Source organism: Marinomonas lutimaris (assembly GCF_019426345.1).
Lineage (GTDB): Bacteria > Pseudomonadota > Gammaproteobacteria > Pseudomonadales > Marinomonadaceae > Marinomonas > Marinomonas lutimaris.
Map to the genome: position 1 here is coordinate 135,667 of NZ_JAHLLW010000002.1, position 26,275 is coordinate 161,941.

25 protein-coding genes are annotated in these 26,275 nt (G+C 43.2%); 20 read left to right on the top strand and 5 right to left on the bottom strand.

All coding sequences use genetic code 11. The features are described 5' to 3' along the window. The first annotated feature begins 1 nt into the window (after nt 1). Together KPL72_RS03550 and KPL72_RS21335 are read left to right on the top strand one after the other, a co-directional pair. On the top strand, nt 2-226 hold the full coding sequence (locus KPL72_RS03550) for an SHOCT domain-containing protein (RefSeq protein ID WP_219701895.1): 225 nt from the start codon (nt 2-4) through the stop codon (nt 224-226). 15 nt (nt 227-241) lie between these two features. Further along, complete coding sequence (locus tag KPL72_RS21335; protein ID WP_283247974.1) at nt 242-364, top strand: hypothetical protein; 123 nt, start codon at nt 242-244, stop codon at nt 362-364. Between the two features lie 39 nt (nt 365-403). Here KPL72_RS21335 and KPL72_RS03555 read toward each other — a convergent pair whose 3' ends face one another. The 3 genes from KPL72_RS03555 to KPL72_RS03565 all read right to left on the bottom strand — a co-directional run bounded on the left by KPL72_RS03555 (nt 404) and on the right by KPL72_RS03565 (nt 2,702). Next, nucleotides 404-805 (bottom strand): GFA family protein, encoded by a 402-nt coding sequence (locus KPL72_RS03555; RefSeq protein ID WP_219701896.1) that lies wholly within the window; start codon nt 803-805, stop codon nt 404-406. A gap of 40 nt (nt 806-845) precedes the next feature. Continuing rightward, complete coding sequence (locus tag KPL72_RS03560; protein ID WP_219701897.1) at nt 846-1,670, bottom strand: pyridoxamine 5'-phosphate oxidase family protein; 825 nt, start codon at nt 1,668-1,670, stop codon at nt 846-848. 105 nt (nt 1,671-1,775) lie between these two features. Continuing rightward, complete coding sequence (locus KPL72_RS03565; protein WP_219701898.1) at nt 1,776-2,702, bottom strand: LysR family transcriptional regulator; 927 nt, start codon at nt 2,700-2,702, stop codon at nt 1,776-1,778. 128 nt (nt 2,703-2,830) lie between these two features. On the opposite strand from KPL72_RS03565, the gene lysA reads away from it, so the two are divergent. The 5 genes from lysA to KPL72_RS03590 all read left to right on the top strand — a co-directional run bounded on the left by lysA (nt 2,831) and on the right by KPL72_RS03590 (nt 8,987). Beyond that, nucleotides 2,831-4,078 carry a diaminopimelate decarboxylase gene (gene lysA, locus KPL72_RS03570; RefSeq protein WP_219701899.1) on the top strand — a complete coding sequence of 416 codons (1,248 nt, stop codon included), beginning with the start codon at nt 2,831-2,833 and terminating at the stop codon, nt 4,076-4,078. A gap of 136 nt (nt 4,079-4,214) precedes the next feature. Beyond that, on the top strand, nt 4,215-4,925 hold the full coding sequence (locus KPL72_RS03575) for a dienelactone hydrolase family protein (RefSeq protein ID WP_219701900.1): 711 nt from the start codon (nt 4,215-4,217) through the stop codon (nt 4,923-4,925). Between the two features lie 377 nt (nt 4,926-5,302). Further along, on the top strand, nt 5,303-6,445 hold the full coding sequence (locus KPL72_RS03580; RefSeq protein WP_219701901.1) for an HlyD/EmrA/EmrK family protein: 1,143 nt from the start codon (nt 5,303-5,305) through the stop codon (nt 6,443-6,445). Between the two features lie 3 nt (nt 6,446-6,448). Next, entirely contained in the window at nt 6,449-8,014 is a 1,566-nt protein-coding gene (locus tag KPL72_RS03585; RefSeq protein WP_219701902.1) for an MFS transporter, read from the top strand. 52 nt (nt 8,015-8,066) lie between these two features. Further along, entirely contained in the window at nt 8,067-8,987 is a 921-nt protein-coding gene (locus KPL72_RS03590) for a LysR substrate-binding domain-containing protein (RefSeq protein WP_212918658.1), read from the top strand. 81 nt (nt 8,988-9,068) lie between these two features. Here KPL72_RS03590 and KPL72_RS03595 read toward each other — a convergent pair whose 3' ends face one another. Both KPL72_RS03595 and KPL72_RS03600 read right to left on the bottom strand, forming a co-directional pair. Next, a complete protein-coding gene (locus KPL72_RS03595; RefSeq protein WP_219701903.1) occupies nt 9,069-10,172 on the bottom strand; it encodes an ABC transporter ATP-binding protein in 1,104 nt (367 codons plus the stop codon). A 16-nt stretch (nt 10,173-10,188) separates the two neighbouring features. Then, nucleotides 10,189-10,971, bottom strand: coding sequence for an IclR family transcriptional regulator (locus tag KPL72_RS03600; RefSeq protein ID WP_219701904.1), 783 nt, complete (start codon nt 10,969-10,971; stop codon nt 10,189-10,191). 205 nt (nt 10,972-11,176) lie between these two features. Between KPL72_RS03600 and KPL72_RS03605 the strand changes: the two genes are divergently transcribed. The 13 genes from KPL72_RS03605 to KPL72_RS03665 all read left to right on the top strand — a co-directional run bounded on the left by KPL72_RS03605 (nt 11,177) and on the right by KPL72_RS03665 (nt 26,225). Next, the gene (locus tag KPL72_RS03605) at nt 11,177-12,052 is read left to right on the top strand and encodes a carbohydrate ABC transporter permease (protein WP_212918661.1); all 876 of its coding nucleotides are present in this window, start codon (nt 11,177-11,179) and stop codon (nt 12,050-12,052) included. Then, nucleotides 12,052-12,903, top strand: coding sequence for a carbohydrate ABC transporter permease (locus KPL72_RS03610; protein ID WP_219701905.1), 852 nt, complete (start codon nt 12,052-12,054; stop codon nt 12,901-12,903). Before KPL72_RS03605 ends, KPL72_RS03610 begins: the two co-directional genes overlap by 1 nt. Nucleotides 12,904-12,907: 4 nt before the next feature. Then, on the top strand, nt 12,908-15,076 hold the full coding sequence (locus tag KPL72_RS03615; RefSeq protein WP_219701906.1) for an alpha-galactosidase: 2,169 nt from the start codon (nt 12,908-12,910) through the stop codon (nt 15,074-15,076). Then, the gene (locus KPL72_RS03620; RefSeq protein ID WP_219701907.1) at nt 15,069-16,028 is read left to right on the top strand and encodes a 2-dehydro-3-deoxygalactonokinase; all 960 of its coding nucleotides are present in this window, start codon (nt 15,069-15,071) and stop codon (nt 16,026-16,028) included. Before KPL72_RS03615 ends, KPL72_RS03620 begins: the two co-directional genes overlap by 8 nt. 4 nt (nt 16,029-16,032) lie before the next feature. After that, entirely contained in the window at nt 16,033-16,668 is a 636-nt protein-coding gene (locus KPL72_RS03625; RefSeq protein WP_212918665.1) for a 2-dehydro-3-deoxy-6-phosphogalactonate aldolase, read from the top strand. Between the two features lie 40 nt (nt 16,669-16,708). Further along, nucleotides 16,709-17,578 (top strand): SMP-30/gluconolactonase/LRE family protein, encoded by an 870-nt coding sequence (locus KPL72_RS03630; protein ID WP_212918666.1) that lies wholly within the window; start codon nt 16,709-16,711, stop codon nt 17,576-17,578. Between the two features lies 1 nt (nt 17,579). Next, nucleotides 17,580-19,550 (top strand): beta-galactosidase, encoded by a 1,971-nt coding sequence (locus tag KPL72_RS03635; RefSeq protein WP_219701908.1) that lies wholly within the window; start codon nt 17,580-17,582, stop codon nt 19,548-19,550. Between the two features lie 115 nt (nt 19,551-19,665). Further along, nucleotides 19,666-20,889, top strand: a complete 1,224-nt coding sequence (locus tag KPL72_RS03640) for an ABC transporter substrate-binding protein (protein WP_219701909.1) — start codon at nt 19,666-19,668, stop codon at nt 20,887-20,889. Between the two features lie 300 nt (nt 20,890-21,189). Then, nucleotides 21,190-22,686 carry an ABC transporter substrate-binding protein gene (locus tag KPL72_RS03645; protein WP_249422087.1) on the top strand — a complete coding sequence of 499 codons (1,497 nt, stop codon included), beginning with the start codon at nt 21,190-21,192 and terminating at the stop codon, nt 22,684-22,686. A 38-nt stretch (nt 22,687-22,724) separates the two neighbouring features. Then, the gene (locus KPL72_RS03650) at nt 22,725-23,618 is read left to right on the top strand and encodes an ABC transporter permease (RefSeq protein WP_346729492.1); all 894 of its coding nucleotides are present in this window, start codon (nt 22,725-22,727) and stop codon (nt 23,616-23,618) included. After that, nucleotides 23,615-24,397 carry an ABC transporter permease gene (locus KPL72_RS03655; RefSeq protein WP_219701912.1) on the top strand — a complete coding sequence of 261 codons (783 nt, stop codon included), beginning with the start codon at nt 23,615-23,617 and terminating at the stop codon, nt 24,395-24,397. The genes KPL72_RS03650 and KPL72_RS03655 overlap by 4 nt, the downstream gene beginning before the upstream one ends. Next, nucleotides 24,394-25,782, top strand: a complete 1,389-nt coding sequence (locus KPL72_RS03660; protein ID WP_219701913.1) for an ABC transporter ATP-binding protein — start codon at nt 24,394-24,396, stop codon at nt 25,780-25,782. Before KPL72_RS03655 ends, KPL72_RS03660 begins: the two co-directional genes overlap by 4 nt. 191 nt (nt 25,783-25,973) lie before the next feature. Further along, nucleotides 25,974-26,225: a hypothetical protein gene (locus KPL72_RS03665; RefSeq protein ID WP_219701914.1), complete on the top strand. Its 252-nt coding sequence runs from the start codon at nt 25,974-25,976 to the stop codon at nt 26,223-26,225. The last annotated feature ends 50 nt before the right edge of the window (nt 26,226-26,275 follow it).

Sequence of the window (26,275 nt, forward strand, 5' to 3'; positions counted from 1 at the left end):
TATGTATAACGAATATTGGAACGGCTGGGGTTGGGTATTGTGGATTGGTTTTTGGTTCTTGCTGATTTCTAGTTTTGGGCATTGGGGTTACAGCTATCGCTCGAATCGTCGTTACTTTGGGCTAGCCAATAAAACGGCGCTGGATATATTGAACGAGCGTTATGCTCGCGGTGATATTGAGCAAGCAGAGTTTTCTCGCATCAAGAAAGAAATCGCCAGCAAATAATAGGAGCATCTCACTGTGCCAAAAACCACGATGCAAACCGCAGCACTAACACCGAATCAATTAGGCTTAATGGACCGATACTGGCGAGCCAGTAATCAAGTGCGAAAAGAGAAAGGCCAGCTACAGGAGCTGACCTAAAAACTGTCAACCTATTTTAGGACGACACACACTGAGTAATTAAACAACAGGGCGTTCTTCGTATTGCGGGATATCATCGCAAATTTCATACCATTCGGCTTTTGAACCAACAAAGATATGTGAAGACGGTTTGCCTTCTATTTTTGTATCAAGTGTGCCGATACGAAGGCGAAGCAGTTCTGGCATGTTTGGGCGTCGGCTATAAAGTGGTGACGCGCATTGTTTGCAAAAAACACGAAAAACACCAGGAGTCGATTCGTATTCAGCCAGTAGCTCTTTGCCTTTTAAAAGTGTGAAGGCAGTGGTTGGAATAGCAGCATTGGCGGCAAACGCTGAGCCGTTGGCTTTACGACATTTTTGACAATGACACTGCATGATGTCGCCCAATTCGCCTTTTATTTCGTATTGCACGCCATTGCATAAACAGCTTCCAGATAACATGTTTTTCTCCTTAATTGAGGTTGGCCTTACCAGTTTCCAGTTAAACGCTTTGCTTTGGGCAGACGACTTTTGCTGCTTTTAGGTGATACATAGTCACTTCTGGATGGCTAAAGAAACCCATTTCCCAAGGGTTTTTCTGGATAAAGAGTTCTTGGATTTGTTGGAAAACTGGGTTGCTTTTGGGGATTTCATAAACATCACTTTTGATGATGCTGTAGTTCCATTCGATGGCTTCTTCAAAAGTAAAAGTCGCTCGACCATCAATGGCAAAGTAGCACTGATTATTGCGGCTTAACAGTTTAGCCTTGAATGTACTCGGGAAAGTGATGAAGAAAATATCATCGTCAACAGAAGATAAGAACGCCATCACAGTAGAGTGTGGCTGTTGTTTGGCGAAGGTCATCAAAACGCCAATTTTATTGTCGTTTTCACTGTCATCAATTTCGGGCGCAGCGGTAAGCGGGCTGTATGGCAAATCAACAGCAGGGCGATTGTCGCTTGGGTGCTCATAGTTATCCGCTTGGAAAGATTTAACGATGCTGGCGCCGTAGTAAACTTCGTATTCGATGGCCGTTAGTTGTGCTTTTCTTCCTGTTGTTGAGGCAACGATACCTTTGAAAGAGGAACGATATACTTTTAAATCTGCATCGTATTCAGATACGCCGGTGCGATTGTCTAAATGTACGGTAACTTTCTGGTTGGCTTTGAGTTGATGTCCATTGGGGAAGAAAAGCTCCAATGACGTGTCAGATAGAATGTTCACACCGCAAATATAAACATCCATTACGTTTTCTCGGGAGCCGTAAGTGCCTGCTACACCGAGTACTTGTTTGCCAATGAGATCACTTAAAGCCAATTGCGTCATTGTGTCTTCCTTTGTACTTGCCAAAAAATATGCGAGCTATTGTTTGTTACTTATGCAGAAAAGTGTAACAGAAAAAATGTGTTCAGAGCTTATAAATAAGCGTGCCTACATTGAATGAGTTGAGTACTGATTAATTTTGGTTTTGATCTCTTTTGCTTCTTCTTCTAGTGCTGCAATAAAGTCGTCTAAAAAAGGGTTAAAGGGGCGGTGTAAGGGCAAAAGTATATTGATGGTAAATGGATAAGACACATTTAATGGACGAATTTGCAGACCATGATCAATGAAGTCCAATGCTGTTAGTGGATTGATGATAGCAATTCCCGCGCCTTTACTTACCAGCTGACAGACAGATACGGCAGTTGGTGTTTCTATCACGGTTTTTCGATTAATCCCAAGCCGATATAGATCTTCATCCAATTTTATTCGATATGGATCGTTAGGTGATAAGTTAATAAAAGACTGGCCTTCGAAATCACGAATATCAATGATGTCATTTGCTAATAATGGATGGTCATTTGGCAAAATGCACACCTCATCAATGCTTAACAAAGGTTTAAGTGTGGTGCCTGAAGGTGAGTAGTTGTTTTCAGTCAACCCCAGATCATATTGCTGATAAGTTAAGCTTTGTTCTAAATATGGCGGCTCTTGCACAGAGATGGAGATACCGACATTTTGGTTTGTATCTAAAAACTTCAGACATGCACCCGGTAACAGAGACTGGGAAAAAGCTGGCAATGTTAGTACTGAGAGTCTTCCTATCTGATCTGTGCGTAAATCCTCAACGGTTGACCAAATTCGTTCTAAGCCAATATACGAACGTTTTACTTCTTCAAAAAGTGTGTAAGCCGCGTTGCTGGGTTTGAGTCGGCCGCGCACTCGTTCGAATAGGCTGAACCCTAATACCTGTTCAAGTCTTGCCAGTTCTCGGCTAATGGTCGGTTGTGAGGTATGCAACATGTCGGCGGCGCTGGTTACGCTTTCTGCTGTCATCAAAGCATTGAATATTTCAATTTGTCGGAATGTTAGTTTCATAGACCATATCAGAAATGAATAGAATTTGAATAAATAGATATTATTTGTATTTTTGGTCGAGCGCTATGATTGATTCATCTTAAATAACTTAAAAAATTGATTCGAGTGATCTATAGGAGTAAGGCTAAGTGACTATTTTTAATCCCAATACATTAGTAGAAATAACCCAGCAGTTTGGTACGCCAGCTTGGGTATACGATGCGGCTACTATTCGGCAACAGATAAAACAGCTAAGGGATTTTGATGTCATTCGTTTTGCACAAAAAGCCTGCTCAAATACACATATTTTACGATTGATGCGAGAAGAAGGTGTAATGGTAGATGCGGTGTCTGCTGGAGAAATTGAAAGAAGTTTAGTGGCGGGCTACAGCAACAGTGACAATCCTGAAAGCATTGTTTTTACCGCAGATCTGATAGATCGCGAAACAATAGAATTGGTTATTCAACACGATATTCCTGTCAATATTGGCTCTATGGATATGTTGCATCGAATTGCAGAAGTCGCTCCTCATCATTCAGTTTGGATTCGTGTGAATCCTGGGTTTGGCCATGGTCATAGTGAAAAAACTAATACTGGTGGACCAAATAGCAAACATGGTATTTCGCTAGAAGATTTGCCGCAGACTGTTGCTCTGATTCAACAATATGGTTTGGACTTAATTGGAATTCATATGCATATAGGTTCGGGCTCTGATTTGGAACACTTGTCACAAGCCTGTCAAGCCATGGTAGGGATAGTGAAACTTGCTAACGTGGATATTCGTGCAATTTCAACAGGAGGAGGGTTGCCAATACCTTATTCTAGTCATGAAGATAAATTAGATACCATGACATTTTTTCGCTTATGGAATGATGCACGTAAAGAGATAGAAAGTCATTTAGGTCATAGTGTTAAATTAGAAGTAGAGCCAGGGCGCTATTTGGTCGGCAATGCCGGTGCTTTATTGGCAGAAGTGCATTGTTTGAAATCAACAGCGGAGCATAATTTTGTTTTAATTGATGCCGGTTTTAATGACTTGTTAAGGCCAAGTATGTATGGAAGTTATCATAAAATAGAGGTGGTTCATCAATACTCGAATCAGCAGGGTTTAGAGTCAATTTCTAATGCTCTTGAATATGCTGTGGCTGGGCCTTTGTGTGAATCTGGCGATGTTTTTACCCAAGATGCCAGTGGCGTGATTTGTCATCAAATATTAGACAATCCTAAGGTTGGTGATTTATTGGTATTTAACGATGCTGGTGCATACGGTGCGTCAATGTCTTCAAATTACAACAGTCGACCGTTGGCGCCAGAGATTCTGATTGATGATGGGCAGTGTCGTCTTATCCGAAAACGACAAAGTATAAACGACCTGTTAGCGCTAGAAATGGTCTAGATTGAGTCGATGATCTTACCTTTTAGAATGAGATCAAACGGAGAAGTTGCCGTAAAATGGATTGATTTCATTCTATTTTGCTGGTTACACTGAATATGCGATTACGATCATTCATCCATATATAAAGGGGTTGCCAGTGAGCCAGACATTTGAGTCGATATTCAAAGACAATATTAAACGTATGCATTATCAAGTTGATGGGCTGAGTTCGGATAAAAGTCATATTCAGGTTGTGATTTGGCCAACCTTTTCTGGGTTGACGGATTTCGAAAAAGGCATTGCTGATCGTATTGCATCATTAGGTTTTTCAGCAACCGCGTTGGATTTGTATGGTATCGATCAGAATCCGGTCGAGATGGATGAGAAAATGGCGAAGATGGGGGCTTTGCTTGCTGAAGCCGATACTCTACATGATTTACAAAATGAGCTGACGCAATCTGCTTGTGATGCCATTCATGGTAAAACCATTGTCCACGTTGGTTTTTGTTTAGGTGGTCGCTTGGCTTTGGAAGCAGGTTTGCATCTTGCTGATAGTGCTGGTGCAGTGAGCTTTCATGGTTTGATGAGTTTTTTCCGTGCTCAGTCAGAGGAAAAGGCCAATACTAAAACGAAAATCTTGGTATTAAATGGTCATCAAGACGCTATGGTTACTGACGAAGATGCTCAGGAAGCGAAACGTTATTGGACAAGTTTAGGGATGGATTTCCAATTTGTTGATTTCAGTAATACTGTTCACTCTTTTATGCTGCCAAGCGCCAATAATCCAGAACATAACAGCCAATACAATCCAGTTGTGGCGAAACGTGCTTACAGTTATTTAGAAAACTTCTTGGAAGAGTTTGTATAAACAAACTGATTAGGGTTAACGGAGGCAAAGAAGCTTCCGTTTATTCTTTTTGCAGTGATGAACTCATGATTAGAGTCTACTCTAGCAATACCTTTCGCAATATGGTTATGGTCCCTTCTTTTTATTTTTGAAACTACTATACGACAAAATGTTTTTAGAAACTGTGTGTTTTTCAAATTTGCAATAGGTTTTGCTCGTCAATATGTCGATGTTTGCACAACTTTTAGGTAAATAATAAGGAAAATTTATATCTCATTTATCATCCTGTTTATAGGATGATAAGTCCCATTTTTCGATATTGTTCTTGTTGTTTTATCGCCTTATTCTTAGCAGATTAAAATCCTAATTTGACTGTTTTTTGAGAGTATAGGCGAGCGATGACTGAGATAGATAAGCATTCACTGAAGAAAAAGAACACCATTGTTTTGTTGGCTCTAGGTGTCGTTGTTGTTTGTGTTGGTATTTATATTTGGTGGACAAAAATAGGACGATTTTACGAAACAACAGAAGACGCTTATGTGTCTGGCAATATTGTTAATGTCATGTCTCAGGTCTCTGGAATGGTCACAGATATTATGGCTGATAATACCAGCTTGGTTGGTGAGTCGGATGTGTTGGTAAAAATCAACCCAGTGGATGCTCAGTTAGCCCTGTTAGAAGCAGAGGCGAATTTTGCCAGCACTATACGATCTGTGCGTAATAGTTTTGCATCACTGGAAGAGCAAAAAGCCAATGTGGATTTAGCTAAAGTTTCTTTAGATAAAGCGGAAGCAGACTATAAACGTCGAGTGAATTTGAAGAAAAACAACCTGATTTCAAATGAAGATCTAAGCCACTACGAAAGCACGCTAACCAGTGCAAAAGCCTCTTATAATCTGGCACTAAAGTCATACGATACCAATAAAACCAAGGTGGATAACACCACAATATTAACTCATCCCGATGTGCTAAAAGCGCAGTCAGCCTTGAAGGCGGCTTGGCTGACGTTGAATCGAACTACGATTCTTTCTCCCGCAAGTGGTTACATCGCCCAGCGTAGCGTTCAAGTGGGGCAGCATGTCTCTGCAGGTAGCGCGTTGATGTCGGTTATTCCATTAAAAAATGTTTGGGTTACGGCCAATTTTAAAGAAACTCAGCTTGGGAATATTCGTGCTGGGCAGGAAGCAACCTTGAACTCTGATGTCTATGGTTCGAGTGTGACTTATCATGGCAAGGTAAAAGGCATTGAGCCTGGTACGGGCAGTGCGTTTTCTTTACTTCCGGCTTCTAATGCGACAGGTAACTGGATCAAAATAGTACAAAGGGTGCCTGTGCGTATTGTGTTAGATCCTGTGGAGTTAAGAGAGCATCCACTGCGCCCAGGTTTGTCTATGAGTGTCAATGTGGATACGCATAATGCAGGTGCACCAGTATTAACTTCTCTTGCTAAAAGCCAAACGCCTTGGCGGACGAATGTATTTGATCACCGCGACGATGATGTCAATGTGATTATTCAAAAGATCATTAAAGAAAGTATGTAACGAATGATCAGCCGAATTAGTCGTCATAAATATGTGCCAGCGCCATCCCATGAATGGTTGATGTTGGCGACTATCTTTTTACTTATGCTGCTGAATTTTTTACAGACTGGCATGATAGTGTTTGCAGCCGCGCCTTTGATGGGAGAGCTTGGTGTTTCACCACAAGAGTATAGCTTAGCGACGGCAGCATACGCATGTGTTGCCGTGGTTACGATTTCTAAGCAGCGCTGGTTGGTTGAGCGAATGGGCTGGAAATATTACATATTGGGCTCTTTGTTCATCTTCTTTATAGGTTGTATTGTTGGTTTTAACTGTCGGAGCTTCGATGGCTTTTTGACGGGTTATGTCATCATGGGGTTTGGTGGCGCGGCTTTCATGACAGGTGCCCGTGTCATTATCAATTTATTTCCCCCAGGATTGATTCGTTTAACCGGAATTAAATCTTATGCTTATGGACTGACAATAGGCTCTGCGCTTGCACCATTTTTGGCAGCGCATTTGTTCATGACTGCTTCATGGCATTATCTGTTTGTTATTTTGATGGTTGTGAGTTTATTGAGTGCGATTACTGCTGCTTTTTGTTTGCCAGGAATACCTGCTAAAGAAGAAATGCGTAGCCAAAGCCATCCCTATATTTTGATGGCATTAGCTGCAGGGTCTTTTTTGATTCTGTATGGTTTTCAGCATGGAAACTATGCTTTTTTTAGTAATACGGTTTTGGTTTGCGTATTTTTGTTGTTGGGCTTGAGCAGTCTTTATTATTTTTTGCGCAGCATGGTTCGTCATAATGAAAACCGACCATTGTTATCGCTGAAATCTCTCTTTAGTAGCAAGCTTTATCGTAATGGTGTGATGTTGTTCTTTGTGTGTTACTTGATCATGGGCTCAAACAGTTATCTGATACCACAAATTTTGCAGCAAGGTCTTGGATTTGGCTGGAGTACAATTGGTAATTGGTATGCTCTTGGGCAGGCCGCAGGGGTTTTGGGATTGATCATTTTGATGAAGATTCTCCCTAAAAGACCTAATGGCAAAAAATTCTATGTGACAGGGTTTTTATGTTTGTTGGTTTATGGCTTTGTCATGATGGGATTGACGCCGACTACAAGCCTTCAAACCTACATAGTCCCCGCCTTGTTTGTTTTTGTGTTTTTCACTGTGTGTGTTCAAGGAACGGTAGCGGCAAAAGCATTTGCAGAACTGCAACATGACGAAACGATTTTCTCTCATGCTCAACAGGTGAAAAATATGGTGTCTCAAATGAGTGTGGCGTTGGGTATATCTTTGGCGAGCATTGGGTTGCAGTGGCGTACTACGATTCATTACGGTGTGTTGAATCAGCATGTTGCAACGAATGATCCTGTTTTTGTTAAAACTCTGAGTCAAATATCCAGCGTTTATAGCACTCATATGAATAGCGACTTAGCGAGTAAAGCCGGTTTTGCATGGATTGCCAGTGAGGTGCATAAAAATGCAGTTATTCTTGCTGGGATTGATTATTTTTCTCTGTTGTTTGCAGTCGGAATCATTGGTGTGATTGTTATGAGTCGTCAAAAAAGCCTAAACTAGTTTGTTTTCAATTTCTTTTTTAGGGCTTTTTTTCAGGGTGATGAAGCGATTTATGGATTTTAACGATATCTACTATTTTTACCTGACCGCTGAAAATGGTGGTTTTACCGCGGCCGAGCGTGTGTCAGGTATCACCAAATCTTTATTGAGCCGTCGTATCGCACAGTTAGAAGACAAGTTGGGGATTCAATTAATTCAGCGTAACAGTCGAAAATTTACCCTGACTGATGCTGGCCTGCAATTATATGAAGGCGCTATTAATATGGTGGCGGAAGGCCAATCTGCTTATGAGTCTGTGGCGTTATTGCAGTCTGTGCCTTCTGGTGTGGTTCGGGTGAGCTGTCCTGTTTTATTGGCGCAACACCACTTTTCGGTCTTTTTGCCTGAGTTTATGAAGAAGTATCCCAAGGTTTCTGTGTATTTGGATGCAACGGATAGAGATGTTCAGGTGTTGGAAGAGCGCATTGACATCGCGTTACGAACACGAGGCGCGATAGTAAACGAAGCCGGCATAGTCGCTAAAAAACTAGCCACTAGTAAGATGATTTTGGTGGCTAGTCCGCAATTTATTGAAGAATTCGGTATGCCTAGTCATCCGAGTCAGTTGTCAAAAATGCCGACTTTAACAGAAACATTTGGTAAACAAGAGTCCTTGCATCAGTGGGAATTGCTTGGTCCAGAGAGCTCTATCTGTTTGGTGCAGCATCATCCAAGGCTGGTATGCTTGAATCGTGGGTTATTACTTAGTTCTGCTCTGCAAGGTGTTGGTGTCGGGTTGGTACCAGAGATAGTGGCGAGCGAAGACATAGAATCGGGAGGTTTAGTGCGTGTTTTACCTGATTGGACAACCAAGGTGAGTATTGTTCAGGCAATATATTCAAATAGAAAAAGTATGACGCCAGCGCTAAGGGTATTTTTAGACAGTATGATGCACTACTTTTCTGAAGTGGTTAAAAGTAGTCGTTTTCACTAAAGCATATTATGGTGCTGATTCTTTTTTCGCTTTGAAAAAAATAGCCCTCATCGAAGGCTATTTTTTGTTGAAGTCTTGTTTTTATCTCGCTGGGACAGGGCGATCAACCAGTGCTTCACCACCACGATTAAACAAGTAACAGTCTTCTTTTTTGATGCCAACTTTTACACTTTCGCCATTGCGAGTGAGGTTAGAGCCGCTGACTTCAATGGTAAGTTTGCTGCCTTCAAATTGGCCGTAAAGATACGTTAGGCCACCTAGGTGTTCGGCCACATCAATATCAAGGTCAATAGTCAGATCGGCATTTTGGGTGTTTTCTTTGACATGTTCTGGTCGAATGCCAAGTTTGACGGTTTCGTTAACAGAAATCTTGGTGCCATCCACTTCCATCTCAATGCGCTGACCTGCTATATCAATCACAGCAACATCTTTATTGTCGATGCTTACTACTTTACCTTCGAGGAAGTTCATGCGCGGTGAACCAATAAACCCTGCTACAAATTCGTTGGCAGGGTTGTGGTAAAGCTCTAACGGAGAACCGACCTGCTCTACGTTACCTGAACGTAGTACGACGATTTTATCAGCTAAAGTCATGGCTTCAACCTGATCATGTGTCACGTAAACCATAGTGGCTTTTAGCTTGTTGTGCAGCTGTGCGATCTGAATGCGCATGTCGACACGAAGTTCTGCGTCTAGGTTGGAAAGCGGTTCGTCAAATAGGAAGACTTCTGGTTGACGAACAATGGCGCGGCCGATGGCAACACGCTGACGCTGGCCACCAGATAATTGTTTGGGTTTACGATCCAGCAGTTCATTCAGTTGTAGGATGTTGGCGGCATTGCTGACTTGGGCTTTTATTTTTTCTGGGTCTACACCATTCATGCGTAAGCCAAAGCTCATGTTTTCTTCTACAGTCATGTGCGGGTATAAGGCATAGGATTGAAATACCATAGCGACTCCGCGATCGGCGGGCGCCACGTTATTCATGTTGGTGCCATTGATTTCTAGTATGCCATCGGTAATGTCTTCTAGCCCTGCGATTAAGCGCAGTAGGGTGGATTTACCACAACCAGATGGACCTACAAAGACCACAAATTCACCGTCTTCTAGATCTAAATTGACGCCATGAATCGTTTCAATGTCATGAAATCGTTTGATGACGTTTGTTAGTTTTATCGTCGCCATAATGGACTTTCCTATGCTAGTTAGAGGCCATAGCCCCCATTCGGGTGGATACTTTCTTACAGGCGTCTTTGACCAATGTTTGAAAGTGTTGGAAACGCGCGTCGTCTACACGAAATTTGGGTGCGGTAATACTGAGCGCGGCAATGGGTTCGTTTCTATGGTTTAAAATCACCGAAGCAGCACATTGAATGCCTTCTTCATGTTCTTCTAAATCCAAGGAAATTTTGCTTTCACGAATCTTGCGAAGATCTTCTCTTAACATGTCTTCGTTAATCAGCGTGGAATCTGTGTGCTTGATAAAGTTTTGTTCTTTGATGGCGGCAGCCAATTGATCTTCACTGAGAAAGGCCATCATGGCTTTGCCGACACCTGTGCAATAGGCAGGGCCTTTTTTGCCGACGGCTGAAAATAAGCGCAAGCTTTTCTGGCTTTCCAGTTTGTCTATGTAAATGACGTCCCCACGATCTAAAACGGCAAGATGGATAGTTTCGCTCGTTTCATCCCACAAATGTTTGATCTGATCCGCTGCAATATCGCGCACATCAATTTTAGACCAGGCTTGGTGAGCTAATTCGAGTAATCCGTAACCTGGATGATAAAGAAGCGTTGCTTCGTCAAAGCGGATCAAGCCTTTCTCTGTCAGAGAAGTTAGAGTCCGATGCGCTGTGGCTTTTGGTAAATCAGTTTTTTCAACCAGTTCGGCAAAGCGCAGTGGTACAGGTGTCATACAGACTTCCTGCAGTAAGCTAAGAGCTTTATCTAACGATGAGCCTCCGCTCTTAGTGTCTTGCTCCGACATGGTTAAGTTTCCTTAATCTCTGTTTTTATATTTTTTTAAGGTTAATTTGGCCTCAAAAAAAGAGACCTGAAAAAATGTTCTAAATTCAGTATTGCAAAAAATGGAACTTTATTCCATTATTTTATTGGGCTGGTTGTTCGTTGATTGAAAACGGGTAACAAGTGGGACAATTTATAAACTAATAAAAATAAGAGGTATGTGCACCATGCAAAAGTTGCATAGCAAGCAACAGCAATGGATGCCGGTTTTATTCTTAGCGCCAGCAGTCATTTTGTTTGTGGTCTACGTTATCTTTCCTATTTTGCAAAGTATCTGGTTGAGCTTTTATGAATGGGACGGAATTGGTGAAAAGACCTTTGTCGGTTTTAGTAACTATCTAGAACTTTTTGACGATTATCAGTTTTGGGTGGCGTTAAAGAACAATCTATATTGGATGGTTTTCTTCATGTTGGCGCCGCCAATCGGTTTGGGCATTGCGCTTTTCCTTAATCAAAAAATCATGGGCATACGTTTAGTTAAGTCTATGTTTTTCTTTCCTTTTGTTATCTCTCAAGTAGTCGTGGGTTTGGTTTTCTCTTGGTTCTATGACCCTTCTTTCGGACTTTTTAATAAGGCAATTGGCTTATTTGGAATGGAACCTGTGGCGATTTTGTCCGATGAAAATTGGGTGACCTTCGGCATTATTGTGGCAGGGCTTTGGCCACAAATTGCTTATTGCATGATCTTGTATCTCACAGGCTTAAATAACTTAAATCCCGATCAAATTGAAGCTGCGCGTTTAGATGGTGCTCATGGTTGGAAAATGTTGCGTCACGTTATATTGCCTCAACTACGTCCTGCTACATTCATTGCTGTTGTGGTGACAGTGATTGGAGCATTACGCAGTTTCGACCTTGTGGCAACCATGACCAGCGGTGGTCCATTTGGTTCATCTAGCGTGCTTGCTTACTTCATGTATGAGCAATCCATCTTTAACTACCGTGCAGGTTATGGCGCTGCGATTGCGACAGTATTGTTCTTGATTATGGATATTTATATCGCCTACTTTTTGTGGCGTATGCTGAAGAGTGAGAAAGCCTAATGTTTCCAACTCCTATAGAAAAAAGATCATTACCCTTTAATTTAAGTTATCGCGTTGCGGTGTGGATTGCTTTATTGCTTTGGTTGTTACCTCTGATTGCCGTCATGATGACCTCGGCTCGTTCAATGGCAGATATTAATGGAGGCAATTATTGGGGAATTCCGACTGAATGGATGTTTTTTGAAAACTACACCATGGTGTTTACGCAAACGCCAATGCTGCGCTATTTGCTTAATTCTCTCATTATTACCTTACCTGCGGTATTTGGCGCTGTTGCCTTGTCGACGCTAGCAGGTTACGCCTTGGCCAAATACAAGTTTCGCGGCAACGTGGCGCTTTTTGCAGCGTTTATTGCGGGTAACTTTGTTCCGTTTCAAATCCTGATGATTCCAGTGCGTGATTTAACCATCAGCATGGGATTGTATGACACGGCGTCGGGTTTAATTCTGTTCCATATCGCTTTTCAAACTGGTTTTTGCACCTTATTTATGCGCAACTTTATTGTCGGTTTACCAGATGAGTTAATTGAAGCGGCGCGTGTTGAAGGGGTGAGCGAGTGGCAAATCTTCTGGCATGTTGTGTTGCCTTTGGTGCGTCCTGCATTGGCTGCTTTATCCGTGCTGGTTTTTACCTTCATTTGGAATGACTATTTCTGGGCTTTGGTATTGGTACAAAGCGATGAAGTGCGTCCGATTACGGCCGGTATTAGTGCATTGAAAGGTCAGTGGATGGCGTCTTGGCAGTTGATTGCAGCAGGCTCTGTTATTGCCGCGTTACCGCCAGTTATTTTATTTTTCGCTATGCAGCGCCATTTTATTGCAGGCTTAACTTTGGGTGCGACGAAAGGGTAAGACAATGAAAAATGAATGGAACCTACGTTTTTATCGACAAGACTCAAAAGACCAAAGCAAGACCTTGGTGATTGCCTGTCCCCAACAAGGTTCGCCAGAATTACTCTACTTTGGTGATGTTTTACCTGAGGAAACAGACTTAAGTGCGGTTTATATGTCGCAACAAGCTGCCATTCCACAAGCCATGATGGACAAGCCTGTTCCTATGTCTTTACTCCCTGAAGCAGGGCGTGGCTGGTTGCAAACGCCAGCCGTGGAAGCCAGTGCGCAAGATCGCCCCACGTGGGCTGCATGCTGGACCTTGCTTGATGTGGAAGAACTAGAAAGCGGTTTTGTGATTCGTTTGGAAGACCAAGTGGCTCAATTGTCGGTTTCGCTGGCAATTGGTTTATTGCCATCAGGCGTATTACGCCAACAATTGAGCTTAACGAACCAGGGGCAGGGGGATGTTACCGTTCAACGCTTGGCGTGTACTTTACCAGTTGCCAGTCAATTTACTGAACGAATGGGATTCTATGGTCGCTGGTGTCAGGAATTTCAACAAGAGCGCAGTGATTGGCAAGCCACTTGGTTGCAAGAAAATCGCAATGGTCGTAACTCTCAAGCAAACTTTCCTGCGGTGATTGTTGGTGAACAAGGCTTTGGTGAACAACAAGGCGAGCTTGTCGGCGCGCATTTGGCGTGGAGCGGTAATCACAGATTAAAAGCCGATTACACCGCCGAAGGTCATCGTTACTTGCAAGCTGAAGTCCTGTATTTACCAGGTGAAATCGTGCTGGCTGCCAATGAATCTATTTCGACACCAGAATTCTTAGCAGCACACAGTGCTTCTGGTTTAAATGCCATGAGCCATCAATTTCATCAGGAAGCACGTCATCGCCTGAAATTAACCAAGCCTCGTCCTGTGCATCTCAATACTTGGGAAGCCTTTTATTTTGATCACGATATGAACAAGCTAAAAGCGCTGGCGAAAGCCGCAGATGACGTTGGTGTTGAACGTTACATTCTTGATGATGGTTGGTTCCGTGGTCGCGATAACGATAAGGCGGCATTGGGTGATTGGTTCGTTGATGAAACAAAATATCCTGATGGCTTAATGCCATTGATCCGTTATGTAAAAGACAATTTAGGAATGGAGTTCGGTCTGTGGTTTGAACCGGAAATGGTCAATCCAGATTCTGATTTGTTCCGTGCACACCCTGATTGGGCTTTGCAATTGCCTCATTACGAGCCTGCACTCGCACGTAATCAGCTGGTTCTCAATTTGGCGAAGACGGAAGCCTATCAATACATTCGCGAGCGTTTGTTTGCTTTGTTTACCGAATATCCGATTGATTATGTGAAATGGGATATGAACCGAGATTACACTCAACCAAGTGGTGATATTGCACCACAGGCTCACGTGCAAGTTGAGGCATTGTATCGTTTGTTGAGCGAGCTCAATCAGGCTTTTCCTGATATGGAAATTGAGAGCTGCTCCTCTGGCGGCGCACGAGTGGATTTTGGTATTTTGAATTTCACCAAACGCTTTTGGGCGTCTGATTGCAACGATGCTTTGGAGCGTCAAACTATTCAGCGAGGCTTTAGTTATTTCCTACCGCCTGAAGTAATGGGATCCCATATTGGCCCTGATAAGAGCCATACGACAAGCCGAGTTCATGATGTGGCTTTCCGGGCGGGAACCGCGATGCTGGGACATTTGGGTATTGAGTGGAATTTGCTGGATGCTAACAGGGAACAAAAAGCCATCATTGCCAAGTGGCTATCACATTACAAACAGTATCGAAGCGTATTGCATGAAGGCAATAACTGGCGTTTGCCTAGTGCCGATGGTCGAGCGCAAACTCAATGGGCGCTGAGCCAAGACAGAATGCAAGGATTGGCTGTTTACAGTCAATTAACCATGCCAAAGCAAGCGCAAACCTTACCGGTTCGCCTACCTAATTTATTACCAGATCAGCTCTATCGAGTGAAGGTTCTGGAGCATAGCCCATTGCCAGGCCATCTTATGAAAGCTTTACCTGAATTGTGGAAAAAAGACCTTATTTTAAACGGTGCGAGTTTGAGTCAAGTTGGACTCAGATTGCCTATATTTGACCCTGAATCTCTAGTATTGCTAGCGATTCAAGCCGAGCCTGAATCGGAAAATTGCGATGGAGAATATAATGAATGATAGGCGTTCCCGCTTTATTGCCGTTGATTGGGGAACCACCAATTTACGTGTCTTTTTGATGAATCAGGATGGTTGTATTCAAGCTCAGCGCGACAGTGACCGAGGTATGTTAAAGCTCGGTTCTGCTGAGTTTGAAAGTGTCTTATCTGATTTGTTGGCTGATTGGCTAACGCCTGATCTGCCTATTTATATGGCCGGAATGGTTGGCAGTCGTGGTGGTTGGCAAGAAGTGCCTTACCAGCATTGTCCTATAAAATTAGACGATTTATCTGATCATCTTTTTTGGCTGACCACGTCGTTACCAAATAAGGTGGCGATTGTGCCGGGCTTACGAGGTAGGAGTGTCGGAGGTTTGCTTGATGTTATGCGTGGCGAAGAAACGCAATTGCTGGGTGCGCTTGATTGGTTAGAAGAGCAAGATCGTGCTGATGAATCCCCCGTATTTTGCTTGCCAGGAACCCATTGTAAATGGGCGCAAATCACTGAAGGCAAGGTGACGCAGTTTTCTACCTCAATTACAGGCGAGCTTTTTGCGCGTTTGAATGATGAATCTAGTTTGGTAAAAGGCTTACCTAAGTCGGATTTGCTGAACGAAGCGGCCTTTAAAAAAGGCGTTTTGGCTAGCCAGCAAGCGGGCGGTGTTTTGCATCATTTATTTAGTGCCCGTAGTCGTTTTGTATGTGGCGAGTTAGCCGCAGATGAAGTGCGAGATTACTTATCTGGTGTGGTGATTGGTCATGACGTGAATGACATTTTGTCATCTATCGATACGCCAACAGCTCCAGTATTTATTATAGGTAGTGAAGCGCTTAGTGCTCGTTACGCTCTGGCTTTGTCTTCGCGAAATCTTCCCTGTGAATTCTTAGCGGCTAACGAAGCCAGTATTCGTGGTCTAAAGCGCTTGGCGAATCGTCAGGCTAGGTCGGAAAACAATTCGACAATAGGAGCTTAATTAAATGAAACATTCTTTTAATGCATTGATGAAAGAATTCCCGATGGTTGCCATTCTTCGTGGTATTAAACCTGATGAAGTGATTGAGCACGCTCAAATTTTAATTGATGCTGGTTTTCGTTTGATCGAAGTACCACTTAACTCGCCTGATGCTTTTACTAGTATTCGTTCTCTTCAGGATAAGTTTGGAGAGCAAGTATTGATTGGCGCTGGCACCGTTTTGACTATGGCGCAGTTGACTGAATTGGTAGCTACGGGCGCAAAATTAATGGTTTGCCCACATACAGATGTCGAGCTGATTAAAGCCGCGAAAGTAGCTGGTTTATACGCTATGCCAGGTTTTTTTACCGCGAGTGAAGCCTTTGCAGCACTACACGCTGGTGCGGATGCGGTGAAACTGTTTCCTGCTGAAGCTTTGCCTACGATCAATGTGGTTAAAGCCTTGGGTGCGGTGATTCCCGCTGAGACTTGGCTGTGTCCGGTTGGCGGTGTGACGCCAAACAATGTGGCTGATTATTTAAATGTTGGTGCTCGTGGCTTTGGTCTAGGTTCGGCTTTGTACAAAAAAGGCCAATCTGTCGAAACGACGAAAGCCAATGCGGAAGCTTTTATGGCTGCTTGGAAGGCTTATCAAAAATAGTTCTTTTTAAGTAGACAAGACAAATTGGAGAATAAAAACAATGAAGCAAATTAGTACTCAACGCCATCAGTTAGCCGAAGGGCCATTTTGGAGCCAATCAGAGCAAGCATTGTATTGGGTTGATATTCCAGCCTGCCAGGTATGGTGTTGGCATCAGGGATCGAATGAATACCAACATTGGACGTTACCAAAGAAAGTATCAGCTGTATTTACGACGCAAAGTGATCGTTTGTTGGTGGCGTTGGCGGATTCTGTTGCTTATTTAGATAAGACGACAGGTGAGTTAGAGCACCTATGTGATTTGGATACCGATATTCCGGGTAATCGTAGCAACGATGCTAAATGTGATCCAAGCGGTGTGTTGTGGCTTGGCACTATGGATGATGCAGAAGAGAAAGCGTCGGGTCGGTTATGGAAGATTACGCCGGAAGGCAAAAAGACATTGATGCTTGAAGGGGTTGGTATTTCCAATACTTTGGCATGGGACGAGTCTCGTGGTCGCTTTTATTTTGGCGATTCCATGACACGAAAAGTGCATATTTTTCCGTACCCAGAATTTTATGACATCCGTAGCCAAAAACCATTTTTTGAGGTGAAAGAAGGCATCGGAGCCGATGGCTCTTGTATTGACTCAGAAGGCTGTATTTGGAACGCCAATTGGGATGGAGGGCGCGTGGTTCGTTATAACCCAGAAGGCGAAGTGCTGCAGACAATTGAATTGCCTTTTTCTAAGCCAACCAGTTGCGTGTTTGGTGGCCCTGATGGCAACACGCTATTTATCACATCCGCCAGTGTGGCGACTAGCGAAGACGACTTGGCTAGGCAGCCGCTTGCAGGTCACGTCGTTGCGATTGATTTAACAACAATAAATATTACTGGCGCGCCGAGCCAGCCATTTGCAGGAGCTTAAAATGAAATTAGGTGTGTGTTATTACCCAGAACATTGGCCAAAAAGTCGTTGGGTTGAAGATGCTCAACATATGCGACGCATTGGTATTCAGTATGTTCGAGTTGGCGAGTTTAGCTGGAGTACGATTGAGCCAACTCCGGGTGAACTGCATTGGGAGTGGCTGGATGAGTCGCTAGATATTTTGCATTCTCAGGGTTTAAAAGTCATTTTAGGTACGCCAACCGCGACACCACCAAAATGGTTGGTTGATCGCCACCCGTCTATGTTGGCAAAAGATGAACAAGGCCGGTTAAGGGGGTTTGGTTCGCGTCGTCATTATACTTTTGCGAGTTTGGAATATAGAGAAGAATGTCGTCGCATTGTGACATTAATGGCAGAGCGTTATGGTCAGCACCCCGCCGTGGCGTCTTGGCAGACCGACAATGAATACGGCTGCCATGACACTATTTTAAGTTATGCCGAGGCCGACCTTGCGGCTTTTCGTCTTTGGTTGGCAGAAAAATACGGCACGGTTGAAGTCCTAAATAAAGCTTGGGGTAACGTATTTTGGAGTATGGATTATCGCTCATTCGATGAAATCGAATTGCCGAATTTAACCGTGACCGAAGCCAATCCTTCCCATCGTTTAGATTTTCAACGTTGCTGTTCAGATCAAGTGGTTGCTTTCAACAAGCTGCAAGTGGATATCTTGCGTGAATATTCTGCCGGTCGAGATTTAGTGCATAACTACATGGGGTTCTTTACAGCATTTGATCATCATAAAGTTGGCCAAGATCTTGATGTGGCGAGCTGGGACAGTTATCCATTGGGGTCTTTAGACAAAGAGCCACTTTATACTGTAGATGAAAAACATACTTATTTGCGAGTCGGTCATCCGGATGCAGGTGCATTTCATCATGATTTGTATCGCGGCTGCGGTAATGGTCGTTTATGGATTATGGAGCAGCAGCCAGGACCGGTGAATTGGGCGCCACACAATCCAACACCTGCCGATGGTGCAGTACGTTTATGGACGTGGGAAGCTTTTTCTCATGGCGCTGAATTGGTGTCGTATTTCCGCTGGCGTCAGGCGCCATTTGGTCAAGAGCAAATGCATGCTGGCTTATTACGTCCAGATGCGCAAGAAGCTGAAGCGGCAAAAGAAGCGACCTTGGTGGCGCAAGAAGTGAAAGTCTTGGCTGAATCAATTGGCCTTGATGCAGATGAGTTAATGTCCCTGCCAAGTGCTGGAAAAGTGGCCTTGATGTTTGATTATGACGCTTGTTGGTCTTTGGATATTCAGCCTCAGTCCCGTGCATATCGTTACTTTTTCTGGTGTTACCGAATGTATGAAGCCATGCGCGAACTTGGCTTATCCGTTGACATTATTCCAAGCTCTAGGTCATTGGATACCTATGAATTGTTGGTTTTACCTGCTCAGGCACATATCACTCCAGAGTTGCAAGAGCGTTTGAATGCTTATCAAGGTGTGTTGCTTGCGGGTCCAAGAACAGGTAGCAAAACAGAAACCTATCAAATCCCAGAAAACCTTGCACCGGGACCGTTGGCGAGCTTATTGCCGTTAACGGTGGAGCGTGTTGATGCTTTGCCTGAGCATACTCAGCCAGCTGTTTCTGGCCGTTGGGGCGCGGGTAACTTGAAGCATTGGCATGAACAAATTAAGACAGAATTGCCTTGTTTGTTAAAAGATGATGGCGGTAATCCTGTGTTGATGGGAGAAGGCCGTCACTATTATCTTGGCTCTTGTATTGATAATACTCTGTTAAAAGCCAGCTTAGCTAAGTTGTCTGAAGTGGCGGGATTATTGACTTACTATTTGCCAAAAGGCGTTCGAGTGAGAGAGCGAGGCAATGTGATTTTTGTATTTAATTATAGCTCAAATACGGTTGTTTTTGAGCCACAAGATGCAGAGCTTGTTATTGGTTCTAAGTCTTTAGGTACCGCTGACGTTGCTATTTGGAAAAAACGATAGACAGTAAAAGTGGCTGTTTAAATGGAACTTTGTTTCGTTTATTGATTAATCGTTTTGTTTGGTCAATACTGAAACTTGGTTCCAATTAATAAAAACAAAAAGAGGGCTTATTTACATGAAAAAAATACAATCCTTATTAGTAGGGGCAATGGCATTAGGTGCTGTCTCTATTGCTAATGCTGGTACCTTGGTAATCAACTCCGATCAGGCTGACCCTGCACCGAAGAAAGCGTTTACGGAAATGGTGCAGAAATTTGAAAGTGAAAACCCTGACATCACAGTGAAATACAATCTGTACGACAAAGAAGGTTATAAAACCGCCATTCGTAATTGGCTATCGACTACGCCGCCAGACATCGTTTTCTGGTACTCAGGTAATCGTATGAAAAGCTTTGTTGATCGTGATCTTTTTGAAGATGTTAGCGATATTTGGCAGAAATTAGGTCTAAAAGAAATCATGCCTGCAGCGACGGCAGCTTCTACATTGAATAATAAACAGTGGGGCATTCCCTATAGTTACTATCAGTGGGGGATTTATTACCGCAAAGATATCTTTGATAAGTTAGGTTTGTCTGAGCCGAAAACCTGGGATGAATTTCTTGCGGTTAACGCGAAGCTAAAAGCCAATGACATTACTCCCATTACGATAGGTACTAAGTATCTATGGACAGCAGCAGGTTGGTTTGATTACTTGAATTTGCGCACTAATGGTTTGGAGTTCCACATCGATTTGATGGACGGTAAAATCCCTTATACAGACCCTCGCGTGCGCAAAACGTTTGAACATTGGAAAGAACTTATTGATAAAGGTTATTTCCTAGAAAACCATGCTTCTTATTCTTGGCAAGAAGCGCAGCCATTTATGTACAACGGCCAAGCAGCCATGTACTTGATTGGTAACTTTATTGTGCCTAACTTTCCCAAAGAGCTAGATGGTAAGATGGGCTTTTTCCAATTTCCTATTATTGATCCAGCTATTCCTATTGCCGAAGATGCACCAATGGAAACAGTTCATATCCCAGCAAAAGCAAAAAACAAAGTTGATGCTCGGAAATTCTTGGAGTTTATGGCACGTGCCGATAATCAAACCATGTTAAATGGTGTCTTGTTACAAATTCCACCTAACAATAAAGCCAAAGCACCGGATGATTTTTTCTTGAATAAAGGTGTAGCAATGTTGAACAGTGCTGCTGGTACCGCTCAGTTTTATGATCGTGATACTGATCCAAGCATGGCTCAAGAGGGCATGAAGGGTTTCCAAGAGTTTATGGTGAAGCCTGAGCGTCTTGATGCAATTCTGAAACGATTGGAAGGCGTTAGAAAACGCGTTTTCAAATAATAGACATGAGATAGCTTTCTGCTTAGTGAGCAGAAGGTAAAATAAGCAAGTTCGTTAAAAACCAGTTCAACATCCGTTGGACTGGTTTTTTTTTGATTAGTACATCAATCAGATAAGTTTTAATAGGTACTTTATTGATCAAATATTAGACGTTAATGCAAGTTGTTCTCAAATGATTGTCAGAATTGTTTAATATGTTATATCATAACTTTTTATTTTATTGTTATGGATAATATGGACATGAGAGTAATACCTTTTTTTAAACGAATATTTTTTTGCGTCTCAATACTGAGTGGTCTCTTGGCGTTGACAGCTTGTTCTGGGCCAACATCATCTAACACTGTATCTGTTAGCGCGGCTTTTGAGTTTACCAGTTTAGATCCAGCCAAAAATGGTTTTGTCTTTAGTCGAATGCAAGTACTAGAAACCCTTTTGGATGTGGATGAAAATGGCTTGCTCATTCCAGCGCTAGCAAAAGATTGGCATATCAGTGAAGACGCGAGAATTTGGACATTTGACTTACGTGATGGTGTTTATTTTCACGATGGCGTTTTGATGGATGCCGATAAGGTAGTGAATAGCCTTTTGATTGCTCAATCTAAGCATGGCGCATTACGCAATGCGCCAATTGAAAGTATCCAAGCGGTAGGAGATCATTCCGTCGTTATCTCTTTATCTCGTCCATATACCTTGTTAGGTGCGGTGTTAGCGAATTATGCCAATGGTATTTTATCTCCAGCCGCTTATGACAAAGATAAAAAAGTGTTGGCATTATCAGGTACTGGTCCTTATAAGGTTTTTCAATTTGCGCCGCCACATAAACTTGTTGTTGAGAAATTCGATAACTATTGGGGAAAGAAAGCCAGTATTCCTTACGCGAGTTATTTAACGGGGCATCGCGCTGAAAGCCGCGTGTTGCAAGCAAGAAGTGGCCAAGTAGATATTGTTTTTGGCTTAGATCCTGCCAGTTTGCCTTCGCTGCAGCGTGTGGATATTTTAAATCTGTACTCAAATCCTATTCCTAGAACGATAGTGTTAAAGCTAAATAGCGGTCATCGGTTTTTAGACGATGTGCGAGCCCGTAAAGCCTTGAGTTTAGCCATTGATAGACAGGGTATCGCCAGAGGTGTGCTGCGTATTCCCGGTTCAGAAACTGAGCAATTATTGCCAGCATCTATGTCTAATTGGTATTTGCAGAATGTCACTTCTGAAACCGAAGCAGATGCTGGTACGCCTGAATCATTGTTGGCATCTTTGGGATGGAAGAAAAACTCACAAGGAATGTTAGAGAGAGACGGTGAGTTGTTTGAATTGACGCTTATAACTTACGCGGATAGACCAGAACTGACTACGGTGGCGACGGCTATTCAGGCTCAGTGGCAAGCTATTGGTGTAACAACAAAAGTAGAAGTTACTAATTCCAGCGCTATTCCAATGGGGCATCAAGATGGTTCGTTAGAAGTGGCGTTGATTGCGCGTAATTATGGCTTTATTGCCGATCCATTAGGCGTGATATTGTCTGATTTTGGTTCCAATGGCGGTGGCGATTGGGGTGCAATGAATTGGAATAATAAGGCGTTAAGTGCTGATTTATTGGCATTAGAACAAACCTCTGATCCGGTTAAATACAAAGAAATTGCTCAACGCAGCGCGCAGATTATTTATGACGAACGTCCGATGATTCCAGTTTCTTCCTATGTTCAGCAAACGTCTGTAAATACGCGAATTAAAGGTTTTCGTTTTGATCCTTTTGAGCGCAGCTTTTATTTAAATGAAATGGAGTTCGTAAAACAATGAAGGCAATGCTGTTTAAAAGGGCGCTTCAATTGATAACTGTGGTCTGGGGGGTTGGCACCTTGACTTTTATATTGATGCGTTCTTTACCTGGTGATATGTCGTATCGAATTGCCGCCAGTCGTTACGGTCAGGATAACGTAGACTCTCATGCCGCTGCTTTAGTGCGTGAAGAGTTGAAACTGGATCAAGGCGCATTAATGGCTTATTGGCATTGGTTGTCTGATCTTCTGCAATTCAACTTAGGTGATTCGTTAGTTAGTGGCTTGCCTGTAGTGGATGCGCTTAAACATATGTTAGGTCATTCCTTGTTGTTGGCGGTTGCTGGACTTATGTTGTCTGTGTTGATTGCCGTGCCGTTGGGTTTATTAAGTGCTTGGCGCGGGAATCCTTTGGATTCTGTGTTGATGGGCTTGTCCAGTGTAATTCGTGCTATGCCGGTGTTTGTATTGGGTGTGTTGTTCATTTTGCTATTTGCATTGCATTGGAACTGGTTTCCGGTTGCTGGATTTGGCACGCCAGCGCATTTGGTTTTGCCGGCTATCACCTTGGCGTTGAGCTTAGCAGCGGTCTCCAACCGAGTTGTTAGGGATTCCGCTAAGAGAACCTTTCAGGCTGCGTTTTACCAATTCTCCAGAGTGAAAGGTTTGTCTGCTTGGCAGACATTTCGTCAGCATGGTGTACGCAATATTGCGGTGCCGGTCGTGGCGTTTTTCGGTATTCAGTTAGTCAGTATGATCGAAGGGATTGTGATGATTGAGTCGTTATTTTCGTGGCCGGGAATTGGTCATGGTTTGGCTCATGCTATTTTTGCTCGTGATATTCCTGTGATTCAAGGGGCTGCCTTGGTGATGGGAATACTCTTCGTTTTGCTCAATACCTTGGTGGATATTATCTGCTTATGGATTGATCCAAGAGGAGCGAAAACCTTATGAAAATGACACATTCCCAATGGTTAGGTTTGAGTGTTTTACTTGGTCTTTTGGCGTTTTCTTTGTTTGGTATTTTGTTTTCACCTTATAGCTTGTCAGAGCAAAATTTAGACGCTATTTTGCAAGCGCCTTCGGCGTCTCATTGGCTCGGCACAGATCATTTTGGTCGTAGCATGTTAACGCGTATGGCGCATGCTGTGGGCTTGTCCTTTGCGCTAAGTCTTTTATGTATGTTGACATCGTCCCTAGTGGGCACGGCATTTGGTGTGTGGGCAGTTTGGGGCGGTAAAAAGGTCGATAATATCTTAGGTATTGTGGTGAATATTTTACTTGCTTTGCCTGGATTGGTGGTGGTGCTGTTATTTGCTGCCATAGCGCCGGGTTCTTTCTTGGTGTTGTATTTGGCCATTTCATTGGTGCAGTGGGTAGAATATTTCCGTGTCGTACGGGCAGTAACGCAGGGTGTGATTCAAAGCCCAGCAAGACAGTCTTCACAGATGATGGGGTTTGGTCGTTGGTATCAATTTAAACGTCATATTTGGCCTGCCATTTCACCTTCGGTTTTTACCTTAGCGGCATTTGGTGGCGCAAACGCGATTTTAACTATGGCGTCGTTGGGTTTTGTTTATGTAGGTATTCAGCCTCCGCTTGCTGAGTTGGGGTTGATGACAGTTGAGTTATTCCCCTATTACAGTGACGCGCCTTGGTTGTTGGCACAGCCTTTGATTGTCATCGCTTTGATGGTGTTTTCATTTCATTTATTGGCAGGGAAACGAGCATGAGTGTATTGCTGAAATTAACCAATGTAGCGGTTTATGTGGGTGACACTTGTTTGCTAGAGCCAATTTCTTTGGAATTAAAGCAAGGTGAACCGCTCACGATTTTGGGTCAGACTGGTTCCGGTAAGAGCTTATTGGCACAAGCTATTATGGGGTTATTATCGGATGATTTAAGTATGGCTGGTGACGTGGAAGTGTTTGGCAAAGTAATGTCGATTGATGAACGTCGGGCGTTGTGGGGCAAAGAGATGGTAATGCTGCCACAAGAGCCTTGGCATTCCCTTGATCCTTTAATGAAGGGGGTGGATCAAGTTAAAGAGGTGTATCAGTTCGTACGAGAGAAGAGTGCGCAAGAGTCTCTTTCCATTGCTGAAGATGATCTACGTCGTGTTGGCTTGGAAGACAGCGGACATAAACGACCAGATGAACTGTCTGGCGGTATGGCACAACGCCTTGCGATTACCGCCGCTACAGCAGGTGGTGCGCATGTTATCTTGGCGGATGAACCAACTAAAGGACTGGATGTATCACGTCGTGATGGCATTGTACAGTTGCTTCAAGCTCGTTCGAATTTGGGCAGCTTACTGACGATTACGCATGACGTAGCGGTTGCTCGTCAGTTAGGTGGTTTGCTATTGGTGATGAAAGAAGGTTGTTTGGTAGAACAAGGCGAGGCGGTTCAAGTGCTTGATTATCCAAAAGACGATTATACGCGCGAGTTGATAGCTGCCGAGCCTAGTGCTTGGTCTGATATGGCTCCAACGTCTAGACAAGACGGCGCCGAAAGTATTCTTGTTGCTGATAAGTTAACGTTAGAGCGAGGTGGACGAATCTTGTTTGATGGACTGTCTTTTACTATCAAGCAAGGCGAGGTGGTTGGCATTGTCGGTGACAGTGGTTGTGGTAAATCGTCGCTTGGTGATGCCTTGCTGAACCTGTTGCCGATTTCGGCTGGGAGTATTCTTCGCTCGAATAAAACAGCTAAGCCGCATCAATGGTTAAAACTGTATCAAGATCCGCCGTCGGCGTTTTCGTCTAGTGTGTCGCTTGGTCAGTTACTGGAAGATTTGATACTTTTGCATGGCATTGATAAAGCTCGTATTGAACCTTTGATGGATCGCTTGAGTTTGCCGCATGGGATTCTTGAGCGTAATTGCTTAGCGGTTTCTGGTGGCGAATTACAGCGTTTTGCTATATTGCGAGCCTTGTTATTGGATCCAGTGTTTTTATTCGCTGATGAGCCGACTTCTCGGCTTGATCCAATCACGGCAAAAGAGGTGACGGCCTTATTAGTCGAGTTGGCCTGTGAAGCAGGCTGCGCTGTGCTGTTGGTTAGTCATGATGCTGCATTGGTTCAAAAAACTTGTCATCAGGTTATTTCGATATAAATGGCCTTATCTTGTTGCGGCATTGAGATGGAAGTTGCTAAGTGCTTTTGCTTAATGTTCGTAACAAGGTGTTACAACGACTTGATGATTTAAACATGTAAATGAGTGATTGCGGCTCAGCTTAAGGTTTCACTTTAGCTTCGTCTATGGTCTAATTTTTCCTAATTAAATAGACTGTTTAGGAAAATATTATGTTGTTCAAAACTTCACTCTCTGTTGGCTTGGTAGGGATCTCTGCATTACTTACTTCAACTAGCGCCTTGGCATTTGACGATTATTGCACGCCAAAGTTAGATGCTTACTTGAGCAACGTTCAAAAGACAGTTGATTCAAAATATGTTTCAGAACGCCAAAAAGATGTCGCGCAAAAAGTATTAGATAAAGTCAAAGCCAGCCGTAATGATACTAAGGATTGTGTTTTGATCGATAAGTTACTGCCATAGTATTTCTATCTTTTGCCTAGCAGAATCCTGATTTTCTGATATGTTTTATA